The sequence below is a fragment of the Burkholderia sp. F1 genome (assembly GCF_050813845.1).
Taxonomy (GTDB): Bacteria; Pseudomonadota; Gammaproteobacteria; order Burkholderiales; family Burkholderiaceae; genus Burkholderia; species Burkholderia ubonensis.
The window spans coordinates 3,193,911-3,209,250 of sequence record NZ_CP172421.1 but is presented as its reverse complement, the minus strand read 5'-3'; the positions used below and the strand labels follow the sequence as shown (position 1 = coordinate 3,209,250).

The window sequence follows — 15,340 nt, the reverse complement described above, 5'->3', positions numbered from 1 at the left end:
GTCAGCGTGCGGGCCGCCGCGTGCGCGCCGCGTCGAGGTCCTCGCACAGCGCGGCCGCGCCCAGCGCGAGGCGCGGCGACGCGCGGGTCAGCAGGTCGCCGTCGATCGCGAACAGGTTGCCGCGCGCGACGGCCGTCAGCGCCGGCCACGCGCGCCAGCGCGCGAGGCTCGGCAGCGCGTCGCTCGACGGCGTCGCACCGGCGCTCGTCGTCACGATCGCTTCGGGATTGGCCGCGAGCACGGCCTCGTCGGTCACCGTCGGCACGAGCGGCTTGAGCGACGCGAACACGTTGCGACCGCCGCATAGCGCGATCACGTCGCTGATCAGATGCGCGCCGTTGAGCGTCATCAGCGGCCGGTCCCACACCTGGAAGAACACCGTGACGGGCGCGCGCGCCGCATAGCGCGTGCGCAGCGCAGCGACGTCGCGCGTGAACGATGTGGCCGCCGCGTCGGCCGCGGGCTGCGTGCCGAGCAGCGCGCCGAGCTGGCGCAGCGACGTCGCGATGTCGTCGAGACGTTTCGGTTCGCTGTAGAACAGCGGGATGTGCAATGCGCGCAATGCATCGGTCTGCCGCTCGGCGTTGCCGTGACGCCAGACGACGATCAGGTCGGGCTTCAGCGCGGCGATGCGCTCGAGATCGAGCGACTTGTTGTCGCCGACGCGCGGCACCGATTTCGCGGCGCTCGGGTAGTCGCTGTACGTGACCGTGCCGACGAGCTTCGCGCCACCGCCTGCCGCGTAGATCAGCTCGGTCGCGTGCGGCGCGAGGCTGACCACGCGCTGCGCCGGCGCGGGGAGCGTGACCGTGTTGCCGGCGTCGTCGCGCGCGCTGACGTCCGCGTGCGCGAACGGGGCGGCGCCGAGCGCGATCAGTGCCGCAAGCGCCGGCAGGCAGCGGCGCGCCTCTTTCGTCATTGTGGCTCCGCGAGCAATGCCGGCACGCACTGTGCAAGCGCGCACTCGAGACGCCGCCATTCGTCGCCGTTGCCCGGCAAGCCGAAGCGCACGCTCGACGGCTGCGCGAAATGGCGCGTCCAGATGCCCTGTCGCGCCAGCGCCGCATGCAAGTCCGCCGCGCGCGGATCGGCGGTCCAGCTGAACAGCGGCGTCGAATGCACGACGTAGCCGTGTCCGCGCAGCAGCGCCGCGAGCCGTTCGCCGTCGGCGGCGAGCCGTTCGCGAGCGGCCGCCTGCCACGCACGGTCGGCGAACGCGGCGGCCACCGCGTGACGCGCGGGGCCGCCGACCGTCCACGCGCCGAGCGTGTCGCGCAGCGGGACGATCAGCGCGGGATGGGCCAGCACGAAACCGGCGCGGATGCCGGCGAGGCCGAAGAACTTGCCGACCGAACGCAGGACGACGAGACCCGGGCGATTCACGCAAGCGGCGAGCGAGCCGGTCGCGCCCGTATCGGCGAACGCCTCGTCGACGATCAGCGTGCCGCCGCGCGCCGCCAGCTGCGCGTGCCAGCCGAGCAGGCGCTCGGCGGCGACGCGCTCGGCAGTCGGGTTGTTCGGATTCCCGACGATCACGTGGCGCAGCGTCGCGGGCAGCGTGTCGACGGCGATGTCGAGCGGGGCGACGCGATGGCCGCGACGCGCGAACGCGGGCCCGTATTCGCCATACGCGAGCGGTGCGACGCCCACGTCGCCGTCGGGCAGCAGCGCGGGCAGCGCGCGGATCGCGGCCTGGCTGCCGGCGACCGGCAGCACGTGCGCCGGGTCCGGCGCGCCGTAGTAATCGGCCGCACGCGCGGCCAGCCCGTCGCCGTCGTCGGGCAGCCGGCGCCACGCGTCGGCGGGCACGGGCGGCACCGGATAGCCGACCGGGTTGATGCCGGTCGACAGGTCGAGCCACGCGTCGTACGGAATGCCGTGGCGGCGCGCGGCGTCATGCAGGTTGCCGCCGTGCGCGATTCGGGTGTCAGACATGTTGGGTGCCCATGACGAGGATGGCGCTCGCGACCAGCAGCGCGAGCCAGAGCGCGAGCGTGCGCGTGACGAGCGACAGCGCGGCGACGATGTGCGCGGCGCTCGCGGGCGAACCCGCGCCGAGCACCGGGCGGTGCTCGAGCTCGCCGTGATAGACGGCCGGGCCGCCGAGCTGCACGTTCAGGCTGCCGGCGCCGGCGGCCATCACCGGGCCCGCGTTCGGGCTGTCCCAGTGCCGGGCCTGCGTGCGCCAGCAGCGCCACGCCGACGCGGTGTCGCCGAGCAGCGCGTAGCTCGCGGCCGTGAGGCGCGCGGGCACCCAGTTCAGCAGGTCGTCGATCCGCGCGGCGGCCCAGCCGAAGGTCAGGAAGCGCGGCGTGCGGTAGCCCCACATCGCGTCGAGCGTGTTCGCGAGCCGGAACATCAGCGCGCCGGGGCCGCCGGCGATGACGAACCAGAAGAGGGCACCGAAGATCGCGTCGTTGCCGTTCTCGAGCGCCGATTCGACGGCCGCGCGCGACAGCGCGCCCTCGTCGGCGGCGCTGGTGTCGCGCGACACGATGCGCGCGGTCAGCGCGCGCGCGCCCGGCAGGTCGTGCCGGAACAGCGCGGCGGCGATCGGCGCGAGATGGTCGGCGAGGCTCTTCGCGCCGAGCGCGAACCAGAGCAGCGCGACATGCAGCGCGGCCGCGAGCGGCGTGGGCAGCGCGGCGGCCAGCCACGCGGCGATCAGGACCGGCGGCGCGACGGCCGCGAGCCACGCGGCGATGCCCGTCAGGCGGCCGCGCCGGCCCGTGTTCAGCACCGCTTCGATGCGTGCGGCGAGCCGCCCGAACGCGACGAGCGGATGCGCGGCCGACGGCTCGCCGACCACGCGGTCGACGATCACCGCGATGACCGCGAGCATCGCGACCGTGGGCAACGACAGCATCAGCATGACGCGGGCTCCGTCTTGATCGCGACCGGCACCCCGGCGACGAGCAGCGTGACGCGCGTCGCGAGCGCGGCGACGCGCTGGTTCAGGCGGCCGAGCTCGTCGACGTAGCGGCGCGTGAGCGCGCCGAGCGGCACGACGCCGAGCCCGATCTCGTTGCTGACGACGATCACCTTCGCGCGGGCGTTGCGCAGCGCGGCTTCGAGCGCGGCGACGCGCGCTTCGTAGTGCGCGTCGTCGTGCGGTTCGCCTTCGGCCGGGCACAGCAGGTTCGTGAGCCACAGCGTCAGGCAGTCGACGAGCAGGCACGCGCCGGGATCGTCGAGCCGCGCGACGGTTTCGGCGAGCTCGACGGGCGCGTCGGCGAATCCCCAGCTCGCGGGCCGGCGCGCGCGATGATGCGCGATGCGCTGCGCGAATTCGGCGTCGGCGGCCTGCGCGGTCGCGATATAGGTGACGGGGCGGCCGCAGTCGGCCGCGAGCCGCTCGGCATGCGCGCTCTTGCCCGAGCGTGCGCCGCCGAGGACGAAGGTGAGATCGTGCGGAATCATCGCGTGATTGTAACGGCGCAGGCGATAATGCGGCCTTCGATTCGCCACGCCTTTCACACGATGAATGCACCCGAGCCGCGGCCGCGCGGCACGCTGATGATCCAGGGCACGACGTCGGACGCCGGCAAGAGCACGCTCGTCGCGGGCCTGTGCCGCCTGGCGCGCCGCGCCGGCGCGCGCGTCGCGCCGTTCAAGCCGCAGAACATGGCGCTCAACAGCGCGGTGACGGCCGACGGCGGCGAGATCGGCCGCGCGCAGGCGCTGCAGGCGCTCGCCGCGGGCGTCGCGCCGCATACCGATTTCAACCCCGTGCTGCTCAAGCCGACCAGCGACCGCGGCGCGCAGGTGATCATCCACGGCAAGGCGCGCGCGAACCTGAACGCGCGGGCGTACCACGACTACAAGCCGGTCGCGTTCGACGCGGTGCTCGAATCGTATGCGCGGCTGCGCGCCGGCTACGACACGGTGATCGTCGAGGGCGCGGGCAGCCCGGCCGAGATCAACCTGCGCGAAGGCGACATCGCGAACATGGGCTTCGCCGAGCGCGTCGACTGCCCGGTCGTGCTGGTCGCCGACATCGACCGAGGCGGCGTGTTCGCGCATCTGGTCGGCACGCTCGCGTGCCTGTCGGACAGCGAGCGCGCGCGGGTGCGCGGCTTCGTGATCAACCGCTTCCGCGGCGACTTCAAGCTGCTCGAACCGGGCCTCGACTGGCTGCGCGCACAGACCGGCAAGCCGGTGTTCGGCGTGCTGCCTTATCTGCACGGCCTCGCGCTCGACGCGGAGGACATGCTGCCCGCGCAGGCGCGAAGCGGCGCCGCGCACGCCGGCGGCCGCGTGCTGCGCGTCGTCGTGCCGGCGCTGCCGCGGATCAGCAACCACACCGATTTCGATCCGCTGCGCGCGCATCCGCAGGTCGAGTTCACGTACTGGAAGAGCGGGCCCGTGCCGGCCGCCGACCTGCTGATCCTGCCCGGCTCGAAGAGCGTGCAGCGCGATCTCGCGTGGTTGCGCGACGCCGGCTGGGACGCGACGATCCGGCGGCACCTGCGCTATGGCGGCAAGGTGATCGGCATCTGCGGCGGCATGCAGATGCTCGGCCGCTCGCTCGACGATCCGCTGGGCCTCGAAGGGGCGCCCGGCAGCGTGCCGGGGCTGGGCCTGCTCGAGTTCGACACGACGCTGCAGCCGGACAAGACGCTGAGGAACGTGACGGGCCGCCTGGCTTTGCCGGGCGGCGCGGCGGTGCGCGGCTACGAGATCCACATGGGCGAGACGCGCGGCCCCGCGCTCGCGGCGCCGGCGCTCGAGCTGGCGGCCGACGGAGCGGCCGCCGCGCACGCGGACGGCGCGCGGTCCGACGACGGCCAGATCCTCGCCACCTACGTGCACGGGCTGTTCGACGCACCGGACGCGTGCGCGGCGCTGCTCGCGTGGGCGGGCCTCGACGCGGCCGAGCGGATCGACTACCCGACGCTGCGCGAGGCATCGCTCGAACGGCTCGCCGACACGTTCGCCGCGCATCTCGACCTGCCGGCGCTGTACGCCGAATTCCGCTGAGCGATTCGACCTCGCTTTTTTCGTCGCGTGGCGTACAACCAAAGAAGGGCGGATATCCGTCCGGAGGAGCGCGACGATGAAGGCTCGACGGTGGTTGGGCGTATTGCTGCTGGCGTTGCTGACGGTCCCGACGTGGGCGCAGGCCTGCGATTACGGATCGGGCGGCGGCAGCTCGTCCGGCTATAGCGGATCGCAGGGCAAGGGCGGCGGCTACTGACGCACGAAGGGGGGCATGATGGGTCATGCCCCTTTTTATTTCGATTCGTTCTTTGCGGGAGATAATTTAAGCGGCGTTGCGCATTTATTGGCGGAAAAGGTTCGAATAGAGTGCGGTTCATTCCAATCCACTCACGAAGGAACCCTGACATGAACCCGAACCGCCTCAACGATTTCGCCGCCACGCTGCTGCGCGTCGCGCTCGGCGTGCTGTATCTCGCGCACGTCGCGCAGAAGGTGTTCGTCTTCACGCTGCCCGGCACCGCGCAATTCTTCGCGTCGATCGGCCTGCCCGCGTGGCTCGCGTATGTCACGACGGTCGTCGAGCTGGCGGGCGGCATCGCGCTCCTGACCGGCTTCCGGGTGCGGGTCGCCGCGCTGGCGCTGCTGCCGTTCATGCTCGGCGCGACTGCCGCGCACCTGCCGAACGGCTGGAGCTTCGGGGCGCCGCACGGCGGCTGGGAATATCCGGCGTTCTGGGCCGTGACGCTCGCCGTGCAGGCGCTCCTGGGCGGCGGCGCGTTCGCGCTCGGCGCGCCGCGGGCCGCGGCGCAGCGCGCGGCGTGACGCGGTGCGGCGCCGGGCCGGATCGATGCCACCGGTTCCGGTGATGCCCCATTTGCCGATATCATCGCTCCCTGTATCCGCAATTGTGCGGCGCCCGCCTGCCGGCCGGCGCCGCACGGCTTCTTCGGGGGAATTCATGACGGTGATCGTGGTGGCGAATCCGAAGGGCGGCGTTGGCAAGAGCACGCTGTCCACCAATCTCGCTGGTTATTTCGCGGCGCAGGGCGCATGGGTCGCGCTGGCCGATCTCGACCGGCAGCAGTCCGCGCATGCGTGGCTCGACCTGCGTCCGGCCGGGCTGCCCGCCATCGAGGCGTGGGGGCTTGATCCGGATGCGCCGTCGAAGCCGCCGCGCGGCCTCGAATACGCGGTGATCGACACGCCGGCGGGCCTGCACGGCAACCGGCTCAACCTCGCGCTGCAACTCGCGGACAAGGTGATCGTGCCGCTGCAGCCGTCGATGTTCGACATCCTCGCGACCCAGCACTTCCTCGAACAGCTCGCGAACGAGAAGGCGGTGCGCAAGGGCAGCGTCGAAGTCGGCATCGTCGGGATGCGGGTCGATGCGCGCACGCGCTCGTCCGAGCAGCTGCACCGCTTCGTCGAGGGGCTCAAGCTGCCGGTGCTCGGCTACGTGCGCGACACGCAGAACTATGTGCAGCTCGCCGCGCACGGGCTCACGCTGTGGGACGTCGCGAAGAGCCGCGTCGACAAGGATCTCGAACAGTGGGGCCCGATCGTCGCGTGGGCGGAGCGCAAGGCGTCGAAGGGCGCATGACGGCGCGGCGCGGCGCGGCTCGGTCGCCGGTGGCAACCGCCTGCACGCCGCGCGCACGTGACAAGGGCCGGATTCCGTGCTGGACGGAATCCGGCCCTTTGCATTGGGCGGCGCCGGCTTACGACCAGCTCTGGGTCGGCACGTGGTCGCGGCTGCCCTTGATCTTGTTGTCGTCGTCGACGAACACGAGGTTCGGCTTCCAGCCGGCCTGCAGTTCGGCTTCGTCGACCATCGCGAACGCCGCGATGATCACGAGATCGCCGAGCTGCGCGCGCCGCGCGGCCGAGCCGTTCAGCGAGATCATCCCGCTGCCGCGTTCGCCCTTGATCGCGTAGGTCGAGAAGCGTTCGCCGTTGTTGATGTTCCAGATGTCGATCCGCTCGTTTTCCGCGATGTTCGCGGCCTCGAGCAGGTTCTCGTCGATCGCGCACGAGCCTTCGTAGTGCAATTCGCAGTGCGTGACGGCCACGCGGTGGATCTTCGATTTGAGCATGTGGCGCTGCATGGGGCCTCCTTGATGCGTCGTGATGCGCTGGCGGACGAAAGCCGTCAGATTTCCAGGTTGTCGATGAGGCGCGTCGCGCCGAGCTTCGCGGCCGCGAGCACGACGAGCGGCTCGCCGGCTTCGAGCTCGGCGGCGCTCGGCGCGATCAGGTTCGCGCGCCGGCGGATCGAGATGTAGTCGGGCGCCCAGCCGCGGCCGGCGAGGTGGGCCTGCGCGTGCTGCTCGAGCTTGACGAGGTCGCGCTCGCCGCCGAGCACGCTTTCGCGCACGCGCTGCAGCGTCTTCGCGAGCTCCGGCGCCTCCTGGCGCTCGGCCGGCGCGAGATAGCGGTTGCGCGACGACAGCGCGAGGCCGTCGGTGTCGCGCACGGTCTCGGCCGCGATGATGTCGACCGGCATCGCAAGCTGCTGGCACATGCGGCGCACGATCATCAGCTGCTGATAGTCCTTCTTGCCGAACACGGCCACGCGCGGCTGCACGCAGGCCATCAGCTTCGCGACGACCGTGCACACGCCGGTGAAGAAGCCGGGCCGGAACTCGCCCTCGAGGATCCCGCCGAGGTCGTCCGGAGGCTGCACGCGGTATTCCTGAGGCTCCGGATACATGTCGCGCTCGGTCGGCGCGAACAGCACGTAGACGTTTTCCTTCTGCAGCTTCTCGATGTCGTCCTGCAGCGTGCGCGGATACTTGTCGAAATCCTCGTTCGGGCCGAACTGCAGGCGGTTGACGAAGATGCTCGCCACGACCGGATCGCCGTGCTGGCGCGCGAGGCGCATCAGCGACAGGTGCCCTTCGTGCAGATTGCCCATCGTCGGCACGAAGGCGGTGCGGTTCTGGCCGCGCAACTGGTCGCGCAGTTCCTGGATCGAGCTGATGACTTTCATGATCGGGTAGCGGGTTCCTCGCGCTGGCGCGCGTTGACGCCGCGGCAGGCGGCGTCGGGGTCGAAGCGGCAAACGCATCCGCGCGCGGGCGGCGCGTCGGGCGTCGGCGGATTGTAGAGGATTTGGCCGCCGGGCGCACCGATAAAAGGACGATCGTTCGCTTTTATCGGGAATACGTCTGCGCGGGCGGGCCGGGTTCGGCGTGGCGCCCGGCGGCGCAATTCAGGCGGGCAGGTACGCGAGGCGCACGTAGATCGGCGCGAACGGTTCGGGCTGGGTGATCTCGACGAGCGATTCGCGCGCGAGCTCGAGCATCGCGATGAAGTTCACGACGACGACCGGCACGCCGCGCGACGTGTCGAACAGCTCGGCGAACTCCATGAAGCGGGCGTTCTGCAGCTTGCGCAGGATCAGGCTCATGTGCTCGCGCACCGACAGCTCCTCGCGGGAGATCTTGTGATGCTGGACGAGCTTCGCGCGCTTGAGCACGTCGGCCCACGCGGCGCGCAGGTCGTCGGCGTTCACGTCGGGGAAGCGCGGCGTGATGCTCTGCTCGATGTACACCTCGGCGCGCAGGAAGTCGCGGCCGAGCTGCGGCAGCCGGTCGAGGCGCTGCGCGGCGAGCTTCATCTGCTCGTATTCGAGCAGGCGGCGCACCAGCTCGGCGCGCGGATCTTCCGCCTCCTCGCCGGTGTCGGCCTTCTTGACCGGCAGCAGCATCCGCGACTTGATCTCGATGAGCATCGCGGCCATCAGCAGGTACTCGGCCGCGAGTTCGAGGTTCGACGCGCGGATCTGGTCGACATAGCCCAGATACTGCGCGGTGACCTGCGCCATCGGGATGTCGAGCACGTTGAAGTTCTGCTTGCGGATCAGGTAGAGCAGCAGGTCGAGCGGGCCTTCGAACGTTTCGAGGAACACCTCGAGCGCGTCGGGCGGGATGTACAGGTCCTGCGGCAGCTTGAAGAGCGGCTCGCCGTACAGGCGCGCGAACGCCGCGACGCCGTCGACCGTGTCGGGCGTCGAATCGGCGCCCGCGGGCGCGGCGACCGCGTCTTCCGGCTGGGCCGCATTGGGCCGGGCCGCGTCAGGCCGGGCGGCGCTGGCCTCGTCGGCGGCGCTCACGTCGTCAGAAGTTCTGGTAGTAGACGTAGGACGTCTGCTTCACGCGCGATTCCTGCTGCGCGGCGCGCTCGTCGAGGTCGACCGGCTGCTTGTCCCACAGCAGTGCGCGGCCCTTGCGCTGCTCTTCCTCGAGCGTCGGCTTCTGCTGCTTGAGCTGGTTCAGGAATTGCGTGACGTCGGACTGGTACGGCATGGCTTGGCTTTCCGTTTCAGGTCGGCGCGCAACGCGCCGGATTGTGCGATGGCGGGATTTTACCGCATCGCGGGGAACGGCCGGCGTGAAACGCGCGTCGAACGCGCGGGCGTCGCGCCGTTGCGCGCAAGCATCAAAGCGGCGCGCGGGCGGGGGTGGCGACATCCGTATGGTCAAATACGGTTTTTCGAACAATTCACATCATTGAGGGCGAGGTCATAGTTGGCGGGGCAGGCACACCAGCAACAAGACACGGCGCATGATGGCGCCCGACGCGGCGACGCCGGCGCGGCCCGGGCCGCGCGCATCCTCGCCGGCTGCCTGGCCGCGCTCGCCGCGCTGCCCGCCTGGGCGAAATACGACGTCGAGATCGACGGGCCGCGCACGGTCCGCAAGCTGCTAAAGTCCCACCTCGACATCGCGCGCTTCGCGAAGCGCGACGACGTCAGCGACGACCAGTTCGACTTCCTCGTCACCGCAACGCCGCAGCAGGTGCGCGACCTGACCGCGACCGAAGGCTATTTCTCGCCGGTCGTGCGCACCGACGTGCGCACGCGCGACGGCAAGCGCAACGTGAGGATCGCGGTTGATCCGGGGCCGCAGACCGTCGTGTCGTCGGTCGACCTGACGTTCAACGGGCCGGTCGGCTCGGAAGACCCGAAGCAGGAGACCGCGACGCGCTTCGCGTTCTCGCTGAAGGCGGGCGAGCCGTTCACGCAGGCGGGCTGGGACGGCGCGAAGGGCGCCGCGCTCAGGCAGCTGCAATCGCGCCGCTACCTCGGCGCGAAGATCACCGCGTCCGAGGCGCGCATCGATCCGCGCACGCAGCGCGCGACGCTCGCGGTCACGTTCGACAGCGGGCCGACGTTCACGATCGGCAAGGTCGACGTCGAAGGCGTGCGCCGCTATCCGGAGAAGATCGTCACCAACGTCAATCCGCTGTCCGAAGGCGAGATCTACGACGTGCAGCGGATCACGGAGCTGCAGCGGCAACTGCAGAACACGCCGTACTACGCGAGCGTCGCGATCGACGTCGGCAACGACACCGCGAAGCCGGACCAGACGCCCGTGCACGTGAAGGTCAGCGAGTATCCGTACAACAGCGTGCGCGGCGGGATCGGCTACGCGACCGACACCGGTCCGCACATCCAGGGCGCGTACACGTACCTCGACACGTTCGGCGCGGCCTGGCCGCTGACGGTGTCGGGCCGGCTCGACCAGATCCAGCAGTACGGCCAGGTCCAGCTGTCGATGCCGCCGGGGCCGCGCGCGTGGACCAACAGCGTGCTCGCGTCGTATACGAACACCGACGTGTCGGACACGCGCATCTACAGCGCGCGGGTCGGCGTGCAGCGCACCCGCACCGGACAGTACATCGACTATGCGTATTCGCTGATGCTGTATCAGGACCGGCTCAACCAGAACGGCGCGGGACCGACCATGAGCCGCGCGCTCGTGCCGCAGTGGGCGTGGACGCGCCGCAACGTCGACGATCCGCTGTTCCCGCGCTCCGGCAACCTGATTCACGCGGAGGCCGGCTTCGCGGTGAAGAACGTGCTCACCGACCAGACCTTCATCCGCGGCTATGCGCGCGGCCAGCAGTATGTGCCGATCGGCAAGCGCGACCTGTTCGTGTTCCGCGCGGAGCTGGGCGGCGTGTTTACGAGCGGCAGCTCGACCGGCGTGCCGGCGTCGCTGCTGTTCCGCGCGGGCGGCTCGAACTCGGTGCGCGGCTACGGCTACCAGAGCATCGGCAACGGCGTCGACGGCTCGGTGCTGCCGACCAAGTACCTGACGACCGGCACCGCCGAATACCAGCACTGGTTCAACCGCGACTGGGGCGCCGCGACGTTCTTCGACGTCGGCACCGCGACCGACGCATGGGGCGAGAAGGTGTTCTACAAGGGCGTCGGCATCGGCGCGCGCTGGCGCAGCCCGGTCGGCCCGATCAATTTCGACCTCGCCTACGGGCTGCGCAACCGCAGCGTGCGCCCGTACCTGACGCTCGGCGTCGCATTCTGACCGAACCGATTCATCCATCACACACCGCATGACGAAGGACGCCCACGACACGCCGCCGCCCCACGATCCGGACACGCCCGACGGCCGGCCCGAGGACGCGCCGCGCCCACCGCGCGGCTCGCCGGTCCTGCGCGGCGTCGCGTGGACGCTGGCCGGCGTCGTGCTGCTCGTCGTGCTGGTGGCGGGGCTCGCGCTCGCCGCGATCACGACCGAGCGCGGCACCCGGCTCGCGTGGCAGACGGCGGTGCGCGTGCTCGGCGGGCGACTGTCGGGCACGCTCGAGGGCGGCGCGCTGGCCACCGGCGTGCGCCTGCGCGCGTTCGCGTGGACGAGCCCGGACGGCACGGGCACCGACGTGCGGATCGACCGTCTCGACGGCCGCTGGGCGTTGACCCGCGCACCGCTGCGCCTGACGGTCGACTCTCTGCGCGCAGGCACGATCGACGTGCGGATCGCGCCGGGGCCGTCGACGCCGACCGTGATGCCGCAGGATCTGCGCCTGCCGCTGCAGCTGCGGATCGTCGACCTGCGCTTCGACCGTCTCGCGATCCACGAGGGCGGCTCGACGACGCAGCTTGACCATCTCGCGCTGAGCGGCCGCAGCGACGGCCGCCACCATGAGCTTGCGCTCGAGCGGCTCGACACGGAGTACGGTGCGCTGAGTGCGCGCGCGAAGCTCGACGGCGTGCGGCCATTCGCGCTGACGGGCGATGCGACCTACGCGGGCAAGCTCGCCGAGGAGCCGGTCGATGCGCGCGCGCGCGTGTCGGGCTCGCTCGAAGCGCTCGTCGCCGACGTCGACGCGAGCGGCTTGAAGCTCAACGGGCGCGCGCACGTCGAGGCGGCGCCGTTCGGCGCGGTGCCGCTCACGCGCGCGTCGCTCGCGTTCGATCATGTGAACCCGCAGTCGCTGGCGCCGGGCGCGCCGGCCGCGGACCTCGCGGTGCGCGCCGAGCTCGCGCCCGCGCCGGCCGATCCCGCGCATCCGCACGCGTTCGCGGTGACGGGGCCGGTGTCGATCGTCAACGCGAAGCCGGGCACGCTCGGCGACCATCTGCTGCCGGTCGTCGATGCGAACGCGACCGTGCGGCTCGACGCGCACGCGCAGCGGATCGACGGCCTCGCGCTGAAGCTGATCCGCGACGGCAGCGTGACGGGCGGCGGCGCGGTCGCGCTCGGCAAGGGCCGTTTCGACCTGAAGGTCGCGAATCTCGACCTCAATGCGTTCGTGGCGGAGCTGCGCCCGATGCGGCTCGGCGGGCCGGTCGGCGTGACGCTCGCGAGCGGCGTGCAGACCGTCGAGTTCGACCTGACCGATCCGAAGCTCGCGCTCGGCGCGCGTGCGAAGGTTGCGCTGACGCCGCAGCAGACGGTGCTGACCGATGCGCGCGTGACTGCGGCCAAGGGGCGCATCGACCTGACCGGCGTGTTCCGCCACGACGCGCATTCGAGCTACGACGCGAAGGCGACGCTCGCCAACTTCGATCCGCTGCTGCTCGCCGCGATGCGCGCGCCGCCGGCCGCCGCCGGCAAGGCGGCCGCGAAGGTGACGAAGGCTGCGCCCGCGAAGGGCGGCGAGACGCGCGTGAACGGCACGCTGACCGCGTCGGGCGCGTTCGCGCCGCAGGTGTCGACGAAGGCGACCTTCAAGCTCGGCGACAGCCTGTACGACGGCGTGCCGCTGACCGGCGCGGGCGTCGTGCAGCTCGCGGGCACGCGGATCCTGCCGAGCAACGCGAACCTGTCGATCGCGGGCAACCGCGTCGACCTGCGCGGCAGCTTCGGCGCGCCCGGCGACCGGCTGCGCTTCGTCGTCGATGCGCCGCAGCTCGACCGGCTCGGCTTCGGCGTCGCGGGGCTCGTCGAGGCGCAGGGCGACCTGACGGGCAGCTTCGCGCATCCGAACGTGACCGCGACCTACAAGGCGCAGGGCGTCGTGTTCGGCGCGAACCGGATCGGCGCCGCACAGGGGCGCGCCGATATCCGCGACGGCGCGCACGGCGCGCTGGTGTTCACCGTCGACGCGAGCGACGTGGCGCTCGGCTCGCTGCAGCTGAAGACGCTGCGCGCGAACCTCGACGGCACGCGCGCGAAGCACACGCTCGACGCGTCGGCGGTCGGGATGGCCGGCGGGCGCGTGATCGACCTGACGGTCGCGGCGAACGGCGGCGTCGTCGAAAGCCGCGACGGGATGCGCTGGGACGGCACCGTGACGCGCCTCGCGAACCGCGGCACGCCGGCGCTCGCGCTGCAGACGCCGCTCGCCGTATCGGCGGGCGCCGGGCGCGTGACGCTCGGCGCGGCGAAGCTGACGCTCGAAGGCGCGGCGATCGACCTGAAGACCTTCGTGTTCGACCACGGCCTGCTGCGCTCCGTGGGCACGGTGAGCGGCGCGTCGGTCGCGCGCTTCCTCGAGGTCCGCCAGGAGCTGACGGGCCGGCGGCCGCCGGTGCGGACCGACGTGGTGCTCGACGCCGACTGGGATTTCGCGCTCGGCACGTCCGCGACCGGCTATCTGCAGGTCAGGCGGCGCAGCGGCGACGTGACCGTCGAGACCGCGCGCGGGATCGCGTCGCTCGGGCTCACCGACCTGCAGGCGCGCGCCGCGTTCGGCGCGGGCAACCGGCTGAACGTGACCGTGCAGGGCAAGGCGAATCGGGTCGGCACGCTCGACGCGAGCGTCGCGGTGCCGTTCGCGCCGCGCGACGGCGCGCTTGCGGTCGCCGACGACGGCCCGCTGTCGGGCCGCATCGATGCCGACATCCCGTCGCTGAAGGCGACCGGCAACCTGTTCGGGCCGAGCTACCTGCTCGGCGGGCGCGCGGCGCTGAAGCTGACGGTCGCCGGCACGCCGGCGAAGCCGAACGTGTCCGGGATGCTGACGGGCGACGAGCTGTCCGCGACGCTCGTCGACCAGGGCGTGCAGCTGAAGGACGGCATCGTGCGCATCCGGCTGGCGGAGAACCTCGTCGAATTCCAGCAGGTCGAGTTCCACGGCGGCAGCGGCACGCTGCGCGCGATCGGCCGCGTGCGGCTCGACAACGAGGCGCCCGACCTGACCGCGAGCATCGTCGCGGACAAGCTCGAACTGTTCGCAGCGCCTGACCGCAAGCTGTCGCTGTCGGGCAAGGCGACCGTCGCGAACGAGGGGGCGCACGGCGGGCTCGCGATCGACGGCAAGTTCGTCGTCGACCATGCGCTGTTCGACCTGCCGGAACAGGCGGCGCCGCACCTGTCCGACGACGTCGTGATCATGCGTCCGGACGGCACGGTGCGCGGCGAGACGCAGACGGGCACCGCGATCGCGAAGCCGCAGCCGGCGACCGACAAGCCCGCGCCGTCGCTCGCACCGCGCGCGAACGTCGACATCGGCCTCGGCAACGACTTCCGCTTCAAGGGCCACGGCGCGGATCTCGGGCTGCGCGGCACGATCACCGTGATGAGCGCGCCCGGCGTGCCGCTGCGCGCGGTCGGCAACGTGCGCGTGACGGAAGGCTCGACGTACACGTCGTTCGGCCGCAAGCTCGCGATCGAGAACGGCTTCTTCACGTTCAACGGCCCGGTGTCGAACCCGGGCGTCAACATCCTCGCGATGCGGCGCAACCAGGAAGTCGAGGCGGGCGTGCAGGTGACGGGCACGATCCAGTCGCCGACGGTCAGGCTCGTGTCGGAGCCGAACGTGACCGACAACGAGAAGCTGTCGTGGCTGCTGTTCGGCCACGGCACCGACCAGGGCAACAACGTCGGCCAGCAGAACGCGATGACCGCCGCGCTCGCGCTGCTCGGCAGCGCAACCGGCAAGCGCGTCGCGCAGAGCATCGGCCTCGACGAATTCTCGATCGGCCGCAGCGACGTCGGCCTGACCGATCCGCAGGTCGTGCAGATCTCGAAGGCGATCAACGAGCGCTTCGTGCTCGGCTACGAGCAGGGGCTGCAATCGGCGAGCAACGCGTTCAAGGCGACGATCAACCTGACGCGCTTCTGGTCGGTGTCCGCGTACGGCGGCACGTTCCAGGGCGTCGACCTGAACTACACGCGGCGCTTCGACCGGTGGTTCGGCCGACGGTGAC

At 71.3% G+C, this 15,340-nt stretch carries 14 protein-coding genes; 6 read left to right on the top strand and 8 right to left on the bottom strand.

All coding sequences use genetic code 11. The annotated features are described in order from the left end of the window. Position 1: 1 nt before the first annotated feature. Genes ACFIMZ_RS15065 through cobU form a run of 4 tightly spaced genes read right to left on the bottom strand, consistent with a single transcriptional unit; the run spans position 2 to position 3,420 of the window. Positions 2–919: a cobalamin-binding protein gene (locus ACFIMZ_RS15065; protein WP_431820202.1), complete on the bottom strand. Its 918-nt coding sequence runs from the start codon at positions 917–919 to the stop codon at positions 2–4. After that, positions 916–1,935 (bottom strand): threonine-phosphate decarboxylase CobD, encoded by a 1,020-nt coding sequence (gene cobD, locus ACFIMZ_RS15060; protein ID WP_431820201.1) that lies wholly within the window; start codon positions 1,933–1,935, stop codon positions 916–918. Before cobD ends, ACFIMZ_RS15065 begins: the two co-directional genes overlap by 4 nt. Then, the gene (gene cbiB, locus ACFIMZ_RS15055) at positions 1,928–2,872 is read right to left on the bottom strand and encodes an adenosylcobinamide-phosphate synthase CbiB (protein ID WP_431820200.1); all 945 of its coding nucleotides are present in this window, start codon (positions 2,870–2,872) and stop codon (positions 1,928–1,930) included. Before cbiB ends, cobD begins: the two co-directional genes overlap by 8 nt. Continuing rightward, the gene (cobU, locus tag ACFIMZ_RS15050) at positions 2,866–3,420 is read right to left on the bottom strand and encodes a bifunctional adenosylcobinamide kinase/adenosylcobinamide-phosphate guanylyltransferase (RefSeq protein WP_431820199.1); all 555 of its coding nucleotides are present in this window, start codon (positions 3,418–3,420) and stop codon (positions 2,866–2,868) included. The genes cbiB and cobU overlap by 7 nt, the downstream gene beginning before the upstream one ends. A 60-nt stretch (positions 3,421–3,480) precedes the next feature. On the opposite strand from cobU, the gene ACFIMZ_RS15045 reads away from it, so the two are divergent. The 4 genes from ACFIMZ_RS15045 to ACFIMZ_RS15030 all read left to right on the top strand — a co-directional run bounded on the left by ACFIMZ_RS15045 (position 3,481) and on the right by ACFIMZ_RS15030 (position 6,541). After that, the gene (locus ACFIMZ_RS15045; RefSeq protein ID WP_431820198.1) at positions 3,481–4,980 is read left to right on the top strand and encodes a cobyric acid synthase; all 1,500 of its coding nucleotides are present in this window, start codon (positions 3,481–3,483) and stop codon (positions 4,978–4,980) included. A 76-nt stretch (positions 4,981–5,056) separates the two neighbouring features. Continuing rightward, a complete protein-coding gene (locus ACFIMZ_RS15040; protein ID WP_431820197.1) occupies positions 5,057–5,197 on the top strand; it encodes a hypothetical protein in 141 nt (46 codons plus the stop codon). 149 nt (positions 5,198–5,346) lie between these two features. Further along, the gene (locus ACFIMZ_RS15035; RefSeq protein WP_431820196.1) at positions 5,347–5,763 is read left to right on the top strand and encodes a DoxX family protein; all 417 of its coding nucleotides are present in this window, start codon (positions 5,347–5,349) and stop codon (positions 5,761–5,763) included. Between the two features lie 136 nt (positions 5,764–5,899). Further along, positions 5,900–6,541: a ParA family protein gene (locus tag ACFIMZ_RS15030; protein WP_431820195.1), complete on the top strand. Its 642-nt coding sequence runs from the start codon at positions 5,900–5,902 to the stop codon at positions 6,539–6,541. A gap of 118 nt (positions 6,542–6,659) precedes the next feature. Here the strand turns inward: ACFIMZ_RS15030 and panD are convergent, their stop codons facing one another. The 4 genes from panD to ACFIMZ_RS15010 all read right to left on the bottom strand — a co-directional run bounded on the left by panD (position 6,660) and on the right by ACFIMZ_RS15010 (position 9,248). After that, the gene (gene panD, locus ACFIMZ_RS15025; protein ID WP_059612749.1) at positions 6,660–7,046 is read right to left on the bottom strand and encodes an aspartate 1-decarboxylase; all 387 of its coding nucleotides are present in this window, start codon (positions 7,044–7,046) and stop codon (positions 6,660–6,662) included. Positions 7,047–7,090: 44 nt separating this feature from the next. Beyond that, positions 7,091–7,930, bottom strand: coding sequence for a pantoate--beta-alanine ligase (gene panC / locus ACFIMZ_RS15020; protein ID WP_431820194.1), 840 nt, complete (start codon positions 7,928–7,930; stop codon positions 7,091–7,093). 222 nt (positions 7,931–8,152) lie between these two features. After that, positions 8,153–9,055 carry a segregation and condensation protein A gene (locus tag ACFIMZ_RS15015; protein WP_431820193.1) on the bottom strand — a complete coding sequence of 301 codons (903 nt, stop codon included), beginning with the start codon at positions 9,053–9,055 and terminating at the stop codon, positions 8,153–8,155. 4 nt (positions 9,056–9,059) lie between these two features. Next, a complete protein-coding gene (locus ACFIMZ_RS15010; RefSeq protein ID WP_431820192.1) occupies positions 9,060–9,248 on the bottom strand; it encodes a DUF3460 family protein in 189 nt (62 codons plus the stop codon). A 222-nt stretch (positions 9,249–9,470) separates the two neighbouring features. Here ACFIMZ_RS15010 and ACFIMZ_RS15005 point away from each other — a divergent pair, with 222 nt between their 5' ends. Both ACFIMZ_RS15005 and ACFIMZ_RS15000 read left to right on the top strand, forming a co-directional pair. Continuing rightward, on the top strand, positions 9,471–11,270 hold the full coding sequence (locus ACFIMZ_RS15005; protein ID WP_431820191.1) for an autotransporter assembly complex protein TamA: 1,800 nt from the start codon (positions 9,471–9,473) through the stop codon (positions 11,268–11,270). 28 nt (positions 11,271–11,298) lie between these two features. Continuing rightward, positions 11,299–15,339 carry a translocation/assembly module TamB domain-containing protein gene (locus tag ACFIMZ_RS15000; protein ID WP_431820190.1) on the top strand — a complete coding sequence of 1,347 codons (4,041 nt, stop codon included), beginning with the start codon at positions 11,299–11,301 and terminating at the stop codon, positions 15,337–15,339. Position 15,340 lies beyond the last annotated feature (1 nt).